Genomic DNA, 16813 nt, shown 5'->3' with positions numbered 1-16813 from the left:
TTAATATTTTCATTCGGTATTTAATGAGCTCATCACTATTTCTCTTCTGTTAAATTCTCATTATAAGATGTTCCTTCATAAAACCTTAATAAATCCCCGTAGACAATGTTATCAGAGTACTCTAGCTCTTGCTTCGCTTTTTCTTCATAAGGCTCACACTTAGAACCGTCCGTCTCTTCGCCTGTCTCTTTATCATAGCATGTAGATTTTGTATATACATAATCTTCAGTGATAAAGCTTCCATCTCTAAGCACAATAAAATCTAGTTTATCTTCTGAGAAAATATCAGATCCGAAGTGAACATCATCCTTCGTATCAATACCTAATAAATGTAGAAGTGTTGGCTTCACATCAAGCTGACCTGATACTTTAGAAATCACTTCTGGATTCTTGTCAGTCACACCTGGTATATGAACAATGAATGGAACCTTTTGTAATTGTACGACATCTAACGGTGTGATGTCCTTCTCTAAAAACTCACCCATTGCTTTATTATGATTTTCTGAAATACCATAATGATCACCATAAAACACGAGAATAGAATTTTCATATAAACCTTCTTGCTTTAATTGTTCTACAAAGCTTTTTAATGATTCATCCATATATCTTACCGTTGGGAAATAACGATTAAGTGTACGACTGTTTGACGTAAATTCATCTACCATTTTATCTTCTTCATCTAGCTCAAATGGAAAATGATTTGTTAACGTAATAAATTTTGTATAAAACGGTTGAGGTAATGTTTTAAGCTTCTCAACAGATTGATCAAAAAACTCAATATCTTTCAATCCCCAACCAATTGAATTTTCTTCGTTCACATCGTAATCAACTAATGAAAAGTAACGGTCATATCCAAGGTTAGGATAAATAACATCACGATTCCAAAAGCTTTTATTATTTGCATGAAATACTGCGGAATAATAATCTTCTTCTTCTTTTAAAATCTCTGGTGTTGCACGGAACTCGTTTTCAGCATTAGTGAAGAAAACAGCTCCTCTACCTAAAGGATATAACGAGTTTTCAACTAAAAATTCTCCATCAGAGGTTTTCCCTTGACCTGTCTGATGGTAAAAATTATCAAAGTAATAGCTTTCTTCAATTAAATCATTTAAAAATGGTGTAATTTCTTCGCCATTAATTGTTTCGTTAATCACAAAGCTTTGCAGAGATTCCATTGAAACCATAATGACATTGCGATCCTTTGCTACGCCAAAAAGGTCTTCATCCGGCTCTGTGTAATTTGCATTTAAATAGTTCTCAATTTCAACAAATTCGCTGCTGTCTGCAAATGCTCTTTGTGCTTTTGTTTTTGACGTTAACACAAGATCGTATATGTGATAATTGTATGACCCAATATTTTTCACGAGCATTTCACGATCAAATGTACGAGTTAACAACTGAGGACGTTCTGTTTCTGCAAGACCTAAGTTAAAAAATACAACTGCTGCGACCATTAAAAAATATGCTCTACGTTCTCTGTTTGTAAAAGTTGTTAGTGATGTACGTATATTGTTTTTACGCATAATGAAATATAAGATGAGCACATCTACAAACATTAAAATGTCAGTCACATGTAATAACTCGAATATACTATTACCTAAATCTGCTAGATTATTAGCTTGAAAGAGTAAAGGTATCGTAATAAAATCTGTAAACTCTCGATAATACATTACATTAGCAAATAGAATAAAAGAAACAATAAAACTCGTAATAAGAATATATCGATTACGGCGTTTTTCTTTAATAAACAGTGCTATACCAAACACAATGAGTAAAAAGCTTAATGGGTTTATAAAAAGAATAAATTCTTGCTTCCAAGATTCAATTTTAATATCAAAACTAGTTTTATAGACAATATATGTCTTAATCCATAATAAAACTGTTGCTATAAGAATTATAGACATTTTTGACAATGATGATTTTTTCATACTGAATTCCTCCCTAGATCATTGCATATCTAATGGAAAATTTTTTGTATTTTTTTACATTTATAGGCTATTAACAAAAACAACTAATGGTTATCTTAATACTTTTTTTACTAAAATGCAAATTAAAATTAACTATCTTCTGTTAAAATAATCTTTTTATCTTATTCACCGCTTACTATAATTAGACGAATGAACTAACAAAAAGTTTCATGTACTTTTATATTCAGAATTATTCCAATAATAACACAACCTAGACGACAGCTTTTATGCTGGACTATTTACGTTGTTGCTGCGCTGACTTTTGTGTTTCATACATTGACCTAAAGGCGTTCTTTGTAGCTATTCTTATCAACCGGTCGTAATCTAAAAACATAACAAAAATTATGAAAAACATCCTAAGTATTATAAATATGACAAATAAACGTGAAATCGCTGATAGTAAGAAATGCCTCTTCAGCTAATTGTAAATGAGATATAACTCTAATACTTTAAAACAAAGTCAAATGCGTACTAATAGTTATAGTACAGTGTATACAATACTTTGTCTTACTCTAGTTGTCAATGGGTATAACTTACACCTCGACATTTAGCTATCTCTATAATGAGTGTAATATACTTGTATTACATCTTCTATCGTAATAGATGTCATTTTCCTTACAATGTTGTCACATAAATGAAAACAATGAGCTCCTTTCTATGTGAAAAAAAGTCGTTATACTTAACAGTTTTTGTAAAAAGATGCTATAAACACTAGGATACTGGGTTCAACTTTCAGTACGTAAAGCAGCAATCAATGTAATAAATGCGAAACAAAAAAAGGTTGACAATGTGTCAACCTTCTCGTTTTCCCTCTATTGTTTATACATTCTTTTTTACTAACCAAGCAGCTCCAATTACCCCGGCATCATTTCCTAAAGTAGCTAAAGAAATAGATACACCTTGTGCTACTCTTGGAAAAAGAAGTTGATTAAATTGTTCAGTTACTTTATCGACTAAAATTGCGCCTGCGTGTGATACACCGCCACCAATAATTATTTTTTCAGGGTTTAAACCATTTGCTAAACTAGCTAAAACAAATCCTAGATGAAAAGCCATATAATCAATTATTTCCAGAGCCAATTGATCTCCTTCTTTTGCCGTATCAAAAACTAGTTTTGCTGAAATTTGTCCTTGCTGTTCAGAAAGGTCTCTTAATTTACTAGGAACGGTTGTTTGTTGAAGTTTTTCTTTAGCTACGCGAACGATTCCAGTTGCAGAAGCGATTGTTTCAATACATCCTTTTTTTCCACAGCTACATAAAGCACCATTTTCTAGTACAGAAGTAATATGACCAATTTCTCCACCCGCACCATTTATACCGTGGACGAGTTCACCATTAGCAATAATACCTCCTCCAACTCCAGTTCCTAACGTAACACAAATTAAGTCTTCTGCTCCTCCTCCAGCTCCCTTCCACATTTCACCTGCAGCAGCATTATTTGCATCATTATCGACAATAACAGGAAGGTCTGTTATCGCTTCCAAGTGACTTTTTAGAGAATAATTTTCCCAGCCTAAATTTCCAGCTACGTATACAACACCTGTTGCTGTATTTACTGGACCAGGAGCACCTACACCAATTCCAATTAAATCTTTTCGAGATTTTTGTAGCTGTGATAGTTTATTATCTATAGCCTGCGCGATATGGTTTACTATATGTTCTCCATTGTCAGAAATATCTGTAGCAATTTCCCATTTTTCAATAATGTTCCCTTCATTATCAACAAAGGCTAACTTTACTGTTGTTCCACCAATATCTACACCAACATACCATTTATTATCCATTCTATCTTTCATTCCTTTTATTAATTAAGTTTATCGATCGATACTACAAGAAATTTATTAAAATGTATAAAAAATAATTGCTTTATACGTTTTTATAACTCGTCTTTCAAACGTTGAACTTCTTGACGAAGTAATAGTAGTGCCATCTGGTAGTCTTTTACATCTACAAGCTGTGATTGATATAGCTCTTTTAATTCAGATTCCATTAATTCAAGGTCGGCAATTCTATCACCAATGTATATTATTGTACCATATTTTTTTAATAATTGTTGAACGTCATACAATGTCCTCATAATAATTATCTCCTAACGTCAGACTATTTCAAATCACTTGTACATCACTTACTTTATAAAGAAATGGCTTAATTCGTCAAGCTAAATAACAAAAAAATGAGTGCCAAAGATGACACTCACGACAAATTAATTCTTTAGTTCGAGTGGGATTTCCAAACACATGGAATAATTTCCCATGATTTTCTCCATACCCACATTATGTTAACCATTTTACTAGCGATCGGGATCTTTGGGATGTAAAATAGTAGGTCTTCTGTTTTTCAATGGAATCGGCGCACGAACTAATACATCTCTGAAAGCTCGATAAGAGAAGGGTAAAAATGGCCACAAATAAGGTGTATGGAATGATTTCATACGCGCTAACATCACTAGCCATATCGTAATACTAATAATAAAGCCTGCTAGACCAAAAATGGCAGTAAATAATAAGATTGCAATTCTTATTAATCTGTTTGCCATACTCATTTCATAGCTAGGTGTGGCGAAAGTTCCAACAGCTGCAACAGCAAAATAAAGAACTACTTCATTAATAAATATACCCACTTCAATAGCAACCTGACCAATTAAAATAGCTGCAACTAAACCTAGCGCAGTAGCTAATGAAGATGGAGTATGTATTGATGCCATCCTTAACATATCCATACCTATTTCTATTAGCACAATCTGTAATAATAACGGAATTTCTCCTACATCATTAGGGGCTAAATATTCCAGCCCTTCTGGTAATAATTCAGGGTTGCTTGCAAATAAATACCACAATGGTAATAGAAAGAGAGATGCCCAAATTGCTACAAAGCGTACAAGACGCAAATATGCTCCTACAATTGGTTTATTTCGATATTCTTCTGCATGCTGTAAGTGATGCCAAAATGTTGTAGGCGTAATTATTACGCTAGGAGAACCATCGACAATAATAATGACATGTCCTTCATAAATATGAGCTGCTGCGGTGTCAGGTCTTTCCGTGTATCTAACTAACGGATAAGGGTTCCAATGTCTACCTGAAATAAATTCCTCAATTGTTTTTTCTGCCATAGGTATACCATCTGTATCTATTTTATTTAATGACTGCTTTATATCTTCTACTAGCCCTGTGTCAGCGATATCCTCTAAATAACAAATACATATATCTGTTTTTGACCGTCTACCAACTTGCATATACTCCATACGTAATGTTCGGTCACGTATTCGTCTCCTTGTCAATGCAGTATTAAAGACTATTGTTTCAACGTAACCATCCCTTGCACCTCGAACAACACGTTCAATATCGGGTTCCTCTGGACCTCTGACAGGATATGTTCTCGCATCAATGATAATGACATGTTCAATTCCATCAACGACTAAAGCTGTAGGGCCTGCTAACACAGCATCAACTACAGTCTCTAAATTATCTGTCTTTTCAACCTCCACATAAGGAATATAAGTTTTTAGAAGTTTTTGCAATACTTCTTTTTCAAGTTGGTCTTCTGTTAACTCGGATAAGAGCTTCATCAAATAATGGAGTATATCATCTTTAGCAAATCCATCAATTAAAAATAAGGCCATATCTCTCTTAGCATATTCAACGTCTAAATGAATAACATCAAAGCTTTTCCCAACACCCAATTCCTTGCGTAAAAATTGTATATTTTCATCTATGTTTTCTGAAACAGGTGTTACTTTATTTTTCATGTCCATCTCATCACCACCAAACAAACTTCTTCCACCATCATTGACTCTATTTCAAAAAAAAATACATTTGAATGATCTATTAGTGGATATTTGTACAAGTTGGTTCATACATATTTATAAAATGCCTGTTAATGGTTGTCTACACCAATTTGAAAAATAAGCATTTTTCAGTATGTAAAGATGTATCAGTATAGTAGCTTTATTCGTATTGTTTGTTGTTTTCTTACTAAGTTCCAAACATCAATACAACTAGAGTTTGTAGTATCCTTGCTTCTTACATCAATGGCAATCTAATAAAATCTACTTCTGGATGTTATAAGTTGGTAACAATTGCAACGATGTTTTCGAATAAAGTAAGTCCTAAATAAATGAGTTAGCTAGTTAGTTAACATCTTTCCTAAGCTACGGAGGGTTAGTATGAATAGACGATCATTTTTTATCATTTTAGCTCTTTTTTCAATTTTCACAGCTATATTGTTCGTTTTTGTACAACATGACTCTACACAAGAAAGCATCATTTACTTCCCTATAGATCCTGATGTAACGTTTACTCATACAGATAGCACGCTTACGCTTTTAGATAAACCAAAAAATAATAAATATATCATTGAATGGGATGTCACCTCAATCCTAGATAGAGAAGCATATTTAAGACAAGATATTTCTTTGTTGTATGCGAATGGGAGATTATTAGATACTCTCTCAGAGTGGGAGGATTACAGTGAGAAAATTGCTCAATACAAAAAAATCCAAGCGGATGAAAGCAGATACTTTGTGACAATCTCCTACCATCATGCTGAATTACATAATGATGATTTAAACATTAAAAGTAGCCAACAAATGAGCTTTGACGAGCTATATGTAATTAATTCTTTATTTGCCCCCCTGCAATCATTTCGTATAGCGGAAAATAAGGAACAAAAGGAGTGGAAGTATGTTTTAGATCATGCTGTAAAACAGCAATTACAGTATAGCTGGAAGCGTTTAGTTGATCATTTTCAATTACCATTAAAAAAGTATATTCAAATTCCACTTTCAGACATAGTACTATATAATGACAAACCATTAATTAATAATAATGCTGAAAAGTCACAACAAATCCTAGGTAATTTATGGGAGGGTTTATACAAAAATTATTTCCTGGGCATTAAAAAAAAGGATGGTACCATTATAGAGCCAGTTGGTAGTACCATACCTCTTATTTTACTAAGTAAAGATTATACTCATCTGATTATTTTAATTGAAACAAGAGATGGTGAAGCTATAAAACTTATTCAGCAGATTCCTTCGAATTCATAAGTTGTGTATATAGTTCTTTATAATCTTTATTATTTGGTTTTATATCTAATGCATCTTCCGACAATTCTAAAGCTTGTTCATAGTTACCTTCATTCGTATAAATCAATGCTAAATTAAAATAAGCCTCATCATATAACGGTTCTATATCAATAACTGTTAGTAGGTTTTGTTTAGCCAAATCAAAGTTACCTTGTTTTATTTCTATATAAGATAATAAAAATAGTTGGTCTGCCTCAAATTGATGGTCTTGTGGTGTATTTTGCAATAAATCATAAGCCGCATCATAACTCTCATTATCTATATACTCTTGTGCAACTGACAAGGATACAGCAGGGTCAAATTTAGGGTAAGAAAAACCTAAATAGGCAAACAAAGAGACAAAAATCACAGTAGTTAATAAGTATATCGTCTGCTTCACTAAGTGCTTATGTTTAGGCAAATGGACAATGCTTGCCGCCAAGAAACCACCTATAAGCCCTCCAATATGTCCTGCATTATCAATTGATGGTACGCTAAACCCAAATAATAAATTGATGCCAATCACTATAAGTATATTCATACCCATTGTTCTAAAAAACAAGTTAGGATGTATAACTCCAAAAAATAACAAAGCACCAAAGCATCCAAAGATTGCTCCTGATGCTCCTGCTGATAGTGAAGCACTTAGGGCAAAGCTTAGCAAAGTTCCTGAAAAACCAGCAAACATATAAATGATAAAAAATCTCGTGCTACCAAATATTTTTTCAACCGCGGACCCTAAATAATATAATGCTAAGGTATTCATAAGCAAATGTAAGAAGCCAATATGTAAAAACATAGGAGTAAAAAATCTCCACCACTCACCTGCCAGAATTGATGGATTGTATTTTGCCCCAAACTTCATTAATACTTGGGAACTTTGACTCCCACCACTAAATTCCAATAAAAAGAACATACCTAATTGAATTATAATAAAAATATATGTCCATCTAGGTTTACCATACTGAAACAATTGTTGTTCTGTTTTGACCTTTTGTTGTGCAACTGTAAATACTTCTTTTTTTAGATTTTCTAACAGTAATGGCTCTGTTAAAATCTTATTAGTGTCAACACGTGGATGAAATTGAAGTAAGTTTGATATGTCACTTAATCCTTCTTGAATATTCTCTGAATGAATAACAAATGAATGTACTTTCGTTTCACTATTCTTGCCAGCAACAAGGGGCTCTTTAGTTCGAAATTCCCAGTCATCAACAGGGGGGAAAGTTGATATGTACAAATTTACAACTTCTAAACCTCTTCTAATTGATTTTCTACGCAAGCTATCGACTTTTTGTAGAACTACTTGCATGTCACGCTCGAGCCAATTACTCCAATCAATATCGTGTCGCAATATTCTGATTACTTTACTTTTCTTTCTTGATGTAGACTCAAGCCAAATTTCATGGTGATCATTAGAAACAGTTAGGACCCTATAATTTTCTTGAACTACTAATTGATTGATAATCCCCCAGTACAAAACGTCTTGCTTAGAACTCAATTGGTAATCTCCCCTCTGAATTGTTTGAATATACTCACTAATATACTCTTTCTAATAGGCTGTTTTCGCATAGATTTTCGTTATGCCATTTAACTATAAAACACGTATACAACTTGTTTTGGTGCCATCTTTTCTTCTATAAAAAACGATAGCAGTTGCGTAAGGCGACAACTTTAACTTCTAGTACGATAGCAATAAAGTTTACATAATGGTGTTTCTATAGATTAAGCAATACGGACAGCTCATCTATATGGTTACAAATCCCGTATATGCAATCTCTAGTAGAAGGCTGTTGATTTCTTGTATTAAAATAAATTGCATCCCAGCCTGCTTGTTTAGCACCTAACACATCGAGTTCCCATGAATCACCTATGTATAGTGCTTTTTTTCCTTCCATTTTCACAGCATTTTTCGCGTAGTCAAAAATTTGCTTATGTGGTTTTTCAACACCTACATCTTCTGAAACAATCACAAATTCCTTTGGAAATATTGTATGCAAGCCCATTTGTATAATCTTTCTATATTGTATATCCATTTTACCGTTAGAGATGACAACGAGTCGAAGTTGCTTTTGAACTAAACTTGATAAAATTCTCGTAATTCCATCTATTGGTATCGTATATTTACTAACTACTTGGTCAAATTCTTCTTGAAATTCGTCTGCCATGTTATTTGATACATTTATTCCAAGCTCATTAGCTGAATGAATGAAGCGCTTACGTCTATATTCCTTTCTAGACATGCAATTGTTTTCGTATAGAGGCCAATACATGTCACAATATTTTTTGAAAACAGGAAACCATATATCTGCTTCAATCTTGTCGTGAAGATGGTTTGTGTACATATATACTTCATAACAATGTATCATTGCTCTTTGAAACGTTCTTTCATAATGAACAATTGTATTATCCAAATCAAATCCAATTAAATCCCAATACATATGTACCCTCTTTTTGTCTTAGGATGTTCTCTCTTTGAGTGTTGCTGTTCCTATACACCAAGAAAATTCACGGATGTCATTTTTTTAAACTTGGTGTTTTCCATATAAAAAATAAACATATGTACAGCTAGATTTGCTGCTGATTAACGACATCTTTATCTTATTTTAAGAATGATATTCGGACTAAATAACGTATTTACTACTCGTGATATCTTTTCTATCGGTAGCAGTAGCCACCCTTTTTGCTATTAACAACAACTAATAAAGAGCTTTGTCTTTTTACCATTATATCTAGTAGTACATATATTAACAAATATAAGCCTTTCGAGTCTAACTAGACTCGAAAGGCTGTGTTAATAAATTGTTCTCTAATAAAAGGAATCTTCATTGTCATTCTGACAAACGTTTTGCTAACAAAAGGTATCTGTAACAAAGCATCTGCTACTCTATAACGGTAGCGATACATACAAAACCCTAGCACGATGAGTAAAATAAATCGAAAAAACCTTAGTTCCATATGTGCACCCTCCTTAGATATACCTTTTATCTTTTTAAGCCATTTTATCCATAGGATATCCAAAAGGTTATCTACCTAATTTAATCATACACATATAAGAACCGAACAAGCTTTAATAAAGAGCTCTATTTGCATTGCTTATTTTTATTTTACTAAGGTTTACATACTTTAAAACACTAGATTTCTTGGCGTCTTTCTACTATTAAATGATAACAAGTGTATAAATGGACATCTTAATCCTCTAGGACACCAACATGAGCAACAAAGTTTACGTAAAGAGTCTTATTAAATAATTATCTTAATATTTAATAGAACCAACTATCTGGTCAATAATAGCTAAATAAAAAAAGGGGTCTCCCCCTTTTTATTGTACATATTTAACTTCCTAGCACTGGTTCCATAGTGTCCTTCAAGACTTTGACTGAATGTGAAAACTGCTCTTGTTCAGTTTTATCAAGTTTTAATTCTACGATTTCACGTATACCCAGTCGATTAACGATAGCCGGAACCCCAATATAAACATCCTTCTCACCGTATTCCCCATTTAAGTAAGTAGATACAGTTAATACAGAATTCTCATTTTGTAAAATCGCTTTTGTAAGTCGAACTAAGCCCATTGCTATCCCGTAATAAGTCGCACCTTTGCGTTCAATAATTTGGTATGCTGCATCCCGTACATTAATGAATATTTCATCTAAGTCTTCCTTACTATATTCATTTTCATCATTTACTATATCTACAATTGATCTTCCACCGATATCTGCATGGCTCCAAACTGGTAACTCTGTATCTCCATGCTCACCGATTATATAACCATGAACATTTCTTGCATCTACATTAAAATAATCACCAATTAAATATCTAAAACGTGCTGTATCTAAAATAGTCCCTGAACCAATAATACGTTCTTTTGGTAAACCAGAAAGTTTCCATGTAGCATACGTTAATATATCAACTGGATTTGCAGCGACGATGAAAATTCCATCAAAACCACTAGCCATTACTTGATCAATAATTGTTTTATAAATTTTAACGTTCTTTCCTACAAGGTCTAATCGAGTTTCACCTGGTCTTTGATTTGCACCAGCACATAAAACAACGATGTCAGCCTTTTGACAATCACTATAGTCACCAAACCATATTTTCGTAGGAGATGGTGCAAAAGCAACCCCATGGTTTAAATCCATTGCATCCCCTTCTGATTTTTCTTTATTTAAATCAATTAACACTAATTCTTCTGTTACCCCTTGATTAAGAAGAGCAAACGCATAACTAGAACCTACTGCCCCAGTTCCGACAAGTACAACACGATTAACATTATTAGCCATAATATATACCACCTTTCTTATATATCAATAAATTTCTCTTAAAGCATTCTTCAAATAACTTCAACAGTTCTCAATCGATTTCCCCAAAGGAAGTTGATGTTTCCTGCACGACCGAAATATAAATATATACGCCGATTTAACTATAATGATATTGATAATGTTGTTTTCTTTGTTCCTACAGTAATAAATATACACTAATTTCAAACGTTTGAAATACTATGTAAGCGTTATATATATTGCGATATTGTTACAATTTTATTCACTGATCAGAGAGTGAAAATAATCATTATAACTTATAGTAAAATAAACCCACCCATTAGAGCCGAAATTGTGATAGCTAATAAATTAATCATGTCATTATTTAAAAAGGGGTAGCCTTTCAAATGATTGCAAGTCATACCACAATGTTCTGTTTTTTCAGTAACTAACGAACACTTTGAGCATTGATATACAACTTGAACAGTCGCCCCGAGTAGTGTATCAATTAAGCTACCTATAAATCCGAATAAGCCAATGAATAGTATCAATAATAACGTTAATTCATTCCAAATCAATGATGCAAGTATTGCTATAAAATAAGCACCACCTAACGAACTAACAGTACCTAATATTGTCATCGCTCCAGACGTTCCTGGGTCCACTCTCCTCATTGTGGTAATTAAGAAAGGCTTCTGCTTACTCAAAGTACCTAACTCTGAAGCCCACGTATCTGCGTTTGCCGCTGCAATAGATATTAAAAAAAGGTATAACCAAATATTTACTGGGTCTAAATAATATAACAAACTAGCAAAGGCTGGCACACCTCCATTCGCCAAAACCTGTACCCAATCACGCTCATCACCTTTTGCCACTTTTTCCACTACGAATGCTTTTTTATCCAGCTTGAACTTACTCCACAGGCTTGAACTTACAAAAAAACTACCTAGTATAAATAGTCCTTTCCAGCCAAATCCTAAAATAACAATTACACCAATGATGATTGTAGCAATTGCACCAGATAAAGATAGTGATTTAAGTCTTTTCCCGCTAAGAGCCGCTACAAATATGATTGCAAAATAAAATAAATAATTATCATTCATTACAAATAATTTCCTCTTCATTCGTTAAAATTCTTTGTACACGCTTGTCAAATGGTTCAGTTGGTAAAGCCTGCACTATTTGAATAGCGAAGGCTAACGAAACTGTATTACCTATGTAATTGACTAAATATCGATCATAATATCCCCCACCAAATCCTAGACGATCTCCAGTCTTTGTAAAACATAACCCTGGTACAAATAATAAATCTATATCATGAGATGCTATCTCTTTTGTTTGTTCCTCTATAGGTTCCTGTAAGCCATAATAAACAATTTCCAGTTGATCAAAAGAGCTAATTTCCCTAAATGTCATCTCCTTCTTTGTCGGATGACATTTTGGTACTACGACTTTTTTATTATGCTTCCATGCTTTTTCTATAATTGGAATTGTATCAACTTCCGGCCTTTTCGATATAGTAATTCCAATTGTATTTGAATCTTTCCACAGACGATGTGAAAACAGGCGTTGAGCGATTAAATGAGACCAATCATGGTAGATGTAATCATCTATTTTATGTAAAGATTTTTTCACTTTATTACGCAGATTACGCTTTTCTTCCATTATAATCACCTTCAGTATAAATTTCTTAGAACTCGGATTTCTATCATAAACGATAGATGATTGAAATTACATTCCAACCGCTGTACTGATAAAGATTAAAACAGATGATATCTATTCTTTAAGTGTAGCAAAAAATCAAACACTTCTAAATGATTTTGCAAAAGGTTGTTTTCGCATAGATTGTTGCTTTCAAATTAAGAAATAAACAGGTCCACAACAAGACTAGAATGTGTGGCACCTTTCTAAAACGATGACAAACATATATAACTTCTTGTGCTTCTAATTTGATAGCAATAGCAACAAAGTTTACAAAATGAGAAAAAAAGGATAGAATTACGATTATGAATTTTAGCGCTATACATCATTCGTAATTTCCATAATGTAGATAAAAGTGTTCTAAGGAAAATCATAAAAAGACACTAGAATTTCATATAGAATAATGGTATTATTGTATAGTCTGATTTAAAGCTTAATGTTTGGAGGGATATGAACATGCGTGTAAATATTACATTAGCTTGCACAGAATGTGGAGAGCGTAACTATATTTCTAAAAAAAATAAACGAAACAATCCAGATCGCCTTGAGCTTAAAAAATATTGCTCAAGAGATAAAAAATCAACTCTTCATCGTGAGACTAAGTAAGTAGTAGGAATACATTCCTACTGCTTTTTTTATTCTTACCTACATAACTTGATTAACTTCATCCGAAAACATAGTAAGTCTCAATTTGACTGCTTTCACAAAGGTGCTTTTCATACTATCATTCAAACACTTATGTATTTATGCTTCGTAGCACCTTTTCTACTTGTAAAAGTTAAGTGTTCAGATAAAAACTCATCTTACTATCATTAATGTTAATTACAACAAAGTTATTAAAAAGAGTCTTATCTTTTTTAATATTATACAGCTAACTATTACGAAATTATGATATAACAGTATATAGAAATAGAATATTTTGGGGTGATCTGATGGAATATGCAATTGTTATTTTATTCGCTATTGCAATTATTTTACTTATTGTTTCATTTGTTAGCAAAGATAAAGTAAGTGACTTAGAAAAACAAATAGAGCAATTATCCTTATCAGTTATGCAAGACAATTATCAAGTAAAAAAGAAACTAAAAATCTTGGAAGAAGAGCTTCTTGTCAACGACAGTGTGTTACCGAATAACATTTTTCAACAAGACGAAAATCTGCGACCAAAAGCAACACATGACGCTAAACATGAGCAAATTCAATCATTATTGAACCTAGGACAAACTGTTGAAGAAATAGCTAAAGAAACTTCTTTAACAATAGAAGAGGTTGGAATCATCGTTAATCATATTAGCAGAATGAGAGGAGATCATGTTGAATAAACAAAGTATAAGGGCATTTTCATCGGGTTTGATTACAGCTACTACCGTCCTAGGCTCCATTTACTTTATAACACCAAGCTCAGAACAAAGCATGAACAAACCAGATGATCATGTCATGTCAGAGACTGAAGAGCTTAAAGCTGAAATAAAGTTATTAAAAGATCAAGTAAAAGAACAAAGCTTGATTATACAAGAATATGAATTTAGCGAAAGTGTTAATAATGAAGATAATACTATAACAAATGAACATGAACCTCAATCAGAACCTATTCGTATATACCATTTACAAGTTGACACTGGTATGACAAGCTCAGAAATTTCGTCAATACTAGAGGAAGCTAAAATTATAACAAGCGGAAAAGAACTACAACAATACTTTATGGATCAACAGCTTAGCCGTCAAATTCAGGTTGGAAAGTTTGAGGTTAACAGTAATATGACAATTGAAAATATTGTTAGTTTACTAACTGGAAATACGATTTTTGAATAATAATATACACTTGACGATAATTAAACTCCCCCCATTTAGCCTTCACTCGCTTCGCATTGTGTCGCTTTGAAGTGGGGGTCTTCTGACCGAAACATGATAAACCAACCTGAATCATATATCAGGTTGGTTTATTATTTCAGTCGTTTTCATACAAAAATTTATATATAATTCCACTTTGCTGTTTAAAAGCTAACGACAAGAAAGAACTTGCTCTATTTAATCATTTAACTCGTAACGTTTTCCTTTAACAATATAAAAGATATTTTCCGCAATGTTCGTTGCATGATCTGCTATGCGTTCTATATAACGACAAACAAACGATAGCTGGGTAATTTGTGCCATTTGTTCACTGTTAGTCTTCGTAAGCTCAAGAAGCTCTCTAATATTCTCACCGTATAACTGATCAACAAAATCGTCCATCTCTACCACTTTTTTCGCTAAAAGGACATCTTCTGTTTCGTAAGCTTGTATTGCAAGATTTAACATTTGTATAGCATGCTCCTGCATCTTTACGATCTTATCCAATGATTTTATGTGCTTCTTTTCGCCAATTCTAATCGTAGCTTTTGCGATATTAACTGCAAAATCTGCAATTCGTTCTACATCTGTAGATACTTTTATTGCTACTATAATCCTTCGTAAATCAATAGCTACAGGTTGTTGCTTTGTAATTAATAAAATAGCAAAATCATTTATTTCTTCGTCTAATAGATCTATCGGTGTATCGTCATCTATGACTGTTAATGCCTGATCAATATTTTGAGTAGTAAGTGCTTCTATTGAGTCGTTTAATGCTTGATCTGTAAGTTGACCTAGCTCTACTAATTTATCCTTTAGTACTTGTAAATCAAGTTCAAATGCTCCTCGTACAACCATGCTTTTCTCTCCAATCATATATGGATTACCTTATATTACGGTTAAAAGTCTTGGAAAAAATTTCACTTATACAAAACTTACTGATCCAAAGTTGCTTCCTTCATCATGAAATACGATTTCAGCGTATTCTATTAACTCCAAAAAAGTAAATTACCTAATACTAGTCAGCAATGGATGCTTCCCAAAAAGGCGATCTCACTTCCGAACTAAATTCTGACCTGTTTTTTTATCACGTCTTTTACCCGAAGCGACCAGTTATATAATCTTCAGTTCGTTTATCATTAGGCGTTGAAAATAGTTTATCAGTATTTGAAAACTCAATTACCTCACCGCTTAAGAAAAATGCGGTTTTCTCTGAAATACGAGCTGCCTGCTGCATATTATGTGTAACAATGATAATACTGTACTGTTGCTTTAACTCCTGTATAAGCTCTTCTACTTTTAAAGTAGAGATTGGATCTAATGCTGAAGTCGGTTCGTCCATTAAAATTACGTCTGGTTCAATTGCTAAGCACCTTGCAATACAAAGACGTTGCTGCTGCCCGCCTGATAAACCATATGCATTTTCATGAAGGCGGTCTTTTACCTCATCCCAAATTGCCGCTCCTCTTAGACTTTTCTCTACAATTTCATCCAGCACCTTTTTATTTTTAATCCCATGTATCTTTGGACCATATACAATATTTTCGTAAATTGATTTTGGAAACGGATTTGGTTTTTGGAAAACCATCCCTACTTGTGTACGAAGCTCCTCGACCCGATAAGACTTGTCAAAAATATTCTTACCTCTGTATGAAATTTGTCCTGATGTCTTCACAATAGGAATAAGCTCAACCATTCTGTTCAGTGTTTTAATAAATGTCGACTTTCCACACCCAGATGGCCCAATGATTGCTGTTACTTCATTTTCTGCTATATCTAGGTCAATATTTTTTAATGCATGATCTTCTCCGTACCATAAATTAAGATTCGACGTTTGGTAGACAATTTCCTTGTTAACAGATGCCTTCGAAGCTGCACCTATTACATTTTGACTATCTTGCTGCTTTACCGTTGTAATGTTCATTGAAAACCCTCCATCATCATTTTATTGTTCTCTATTTTTTAGGCTGCTTTCACTTTTCATAGC

General features: G+C 33.1%; 16 protein-coding genes. 4 read left to right on the top strand and 12 right to left on the bottom strand.

What is annotated here, in order from left to right:
• Positions 1-35 precede the first annotated feature (35 nt).
• From SLH52_RS03605 to SLH52_RS03590, 4 genes are all read right to left on the bottom strand, one after another.
• Positions 36-1928, bottom strand: coding sequence for an LTA synthase family protein (locus tag SLH52_RS03605; protein WP_320207919.1), 1893 nt, complete (start codon positions 1926-1928; stop codon positions 36-38).
• 858 nt (positions 1929-2786) lie between these two features.
• A complete protein-coding gene (locus tag SLH52_RS03600; RefSeq protein ID WP_320207918.1) occupies positions 2787-3752 on the bottom strand; it encodes an ROK family glucokinase in 966 nt (321 codons plus the stop codon).
• A gap of 92 nt (positions 3753-3844) precedes the next feature.
• Entirely contained in the window at positions 3845-4045 is a 201-nt protein-coding gene (locus SLH52_RS03595; protein ID WP_320207917.1) for a YqgQ family protein, read from the bottom strand.
• A 213-nt stretch (positions 4046-4258) separates the two neighbouring features.
• Positions 4259-5722: a spore germination protein gene (locus SLH52_RS03590; protein WP_320207916.1), complete on the bottom strand. Its 1464-nt coding sequence runs from the start codon at positions 5720-5722 to the stop codon at positions 4259-4261.
• A gap of 411 nt (positions 5723-6133) precedes the next feature.
• On the opposite strand from SLH52_RS03590, the gene SLH52_RS03585 reads away from it, so the two are divergent.
• Positions 6134-7015 (top strand): hypothetical protein, encoded by an 882-nt coding sequence (locus SLH52_RS03585; RefSeq protein ID WP_320207915.1) that lies wholly within the window; start codon positions 6134-6136, stop codon positions 7013-7015.
• Here SLH52_RS03585 and SLH52_RS03580 read toward each other — a convergent pair.
• From SLH52_RS03580 to SLH52_RS03555, 6 genes are all read right to left on the bottom strand, one after another.
• Entirely contained in the window at positions 6987-8534 is a 1548-nt protein-coding gene (locus SLH52_RS03580) for a rhomboid family intramembrane serine protease (protein ID WP_320207914.1), read from the bottom strand. The two genes, SLH52_RS03585 and SLH52_RS03580, sit on opposite strands and share 29 nt — an antisense overlap.
• 217 nt (positions 8535-8751) lie before the next feature.
• A complete protein-coding gene (locus tag SLH52_RS03575; protein WP_320207913.1) occupies positions 8752-9474 on the bottom strand; it encodes an HAD family hydrolase in 723 nt (240 codons plus the stop codon).
• 334 nt (positions 9475-9808) lie between these two features.
• A complete protein-coding gene (locus tag SLH52_RS03570) occupies positions 9809-9991 on the bottom strand; it encodes a hypothetical protein (RefSeq protein ID WP_320207912.1) in 183 nt (60 codons plus the stop codon).
• Between the two features lie 377 nt (positions 9992-10368).
• Positions 10369-11319 (bottom strand): L-lactate dehydrogenase, encoded by a 951-nt coding sequence (locus SLH52_RS03565; RefSeq protein WP_320207911.1) that lies wholly within the window; start codon positions 11317-11319, stop codon positions 10369-10371.
• Between the two features lie 293 nt (positions 11320-11612).
• Complete coding sequence (locus SLH52_RS03560; RefSeq protein ID WP_320207910.1) at positions 11613-12398, bottom strand: DUF92 domain-containing protein; 786 nt, start codon at positions 12396-12398, stop codon at positions 11613-11615.
• The gene (locus SLH52_RS03555) at positions 12391-12960 is read right to left on the bottom strand and encodes a 5-formyltetrahydrofolate cyclo-ligase (RefSeq protein ID WP_320207909.1); all 570 of its coding nucleotides are present in this window, start codon (positions 12958-12960) and stop codon (positions 12391-12393) included. The genes SLH52_RS03560 and SLH52_RS03555 overlap by 8 nt, the downstream gene beginning before the upstream one ends.
• Positions 12961-13452: 492 nt before the next feature.
• On the opposite strand from SLH52_RS03555, the gene rpmG reads away from it, so the two are divergent.
• The 3 genes from rpmG to SLH52_RS03540 all read left to right on the top strand — a co-directional run bounded on the left by rpmG (position 13453) and on the right by SLH52_RS03540 (position 14808).
• Entirely contained in the window at positions 13453-13602 is a 150-nt protein-coding gene (rpmG, locus tag SLH52_RS03550; protein WP_214480264.1) for a 50S ribosomal protein L33, read from the top strand.
• A 326-nt stretch (positions 13603-13928) separates the two neighbouring features.
• Positions 13929-14318, top strand: coding sequence for a hypothetical protein (locus SLH52_RS03545; RefSeq protein WP_320207908.1), 390 nt, complete (start codon positions 13929-13931; stop codon positions 14316-14318).
• On the top strand, positions 14311-14808 hold the full coding sequence (locus SLH52_RS03540; protein ID WP_320207907.1) for a hypothetical protein: 498 nt from the start codon (positions 14311-14313) through the stop codon (positions 14806-14808). Before SLH52_RS03545 ends, SLH52_RS03540 begins: the two co-directional genes overlap by 8 nt.
• Positions 14809-15024: 216 nt before the next feature.
• On the opposite strand, the gene phoU is transcribed toward SLH52_RS03540, so the two are convergent.
• Together phoU and pstB are read right to left on the bottom strand one after the other, a co-directional pair.
• Positions 15025-15684, bottom strand: a complete 660-nt coding sequence (gene phoU, locus SLH52_RS03535; RefSeq protein ID WP_320207906.1) for a phosphate signaling complex protein PhoU — start codon at positions 15682-15684, stop codon at positions 15025-15027.
• Positions 15685-15922: 238 nt separating this feature from the next.
• The gene (gene pstB / locus SLH52_RS03530; RefSeq protein ID WP_320207905.1) at positions 15923-16750 is read right to left on the bottom strand and encodes a phosphate ABC transporter ATP-binding protein PstB; all 828 of its coding nucleotides are present in this window, start codon (positions 16748-16750) and stop codon (positions 15923-15925) included.
• Positions 16751-16813: the final 63 nt, after the last annotated feature.

This window comes from Cytobacillus sp. IB215665 (assembly GCF_033963835.1).
Classification (GTDB): Bacteria; Bacillota; Bacilli; order Bacillales; family SM2101; genus Nanhaiella.
Note: the sequence above shows the minus strand (reverse complement) of the source record. Positions and strands in the feature narration are given on the sequence as shown.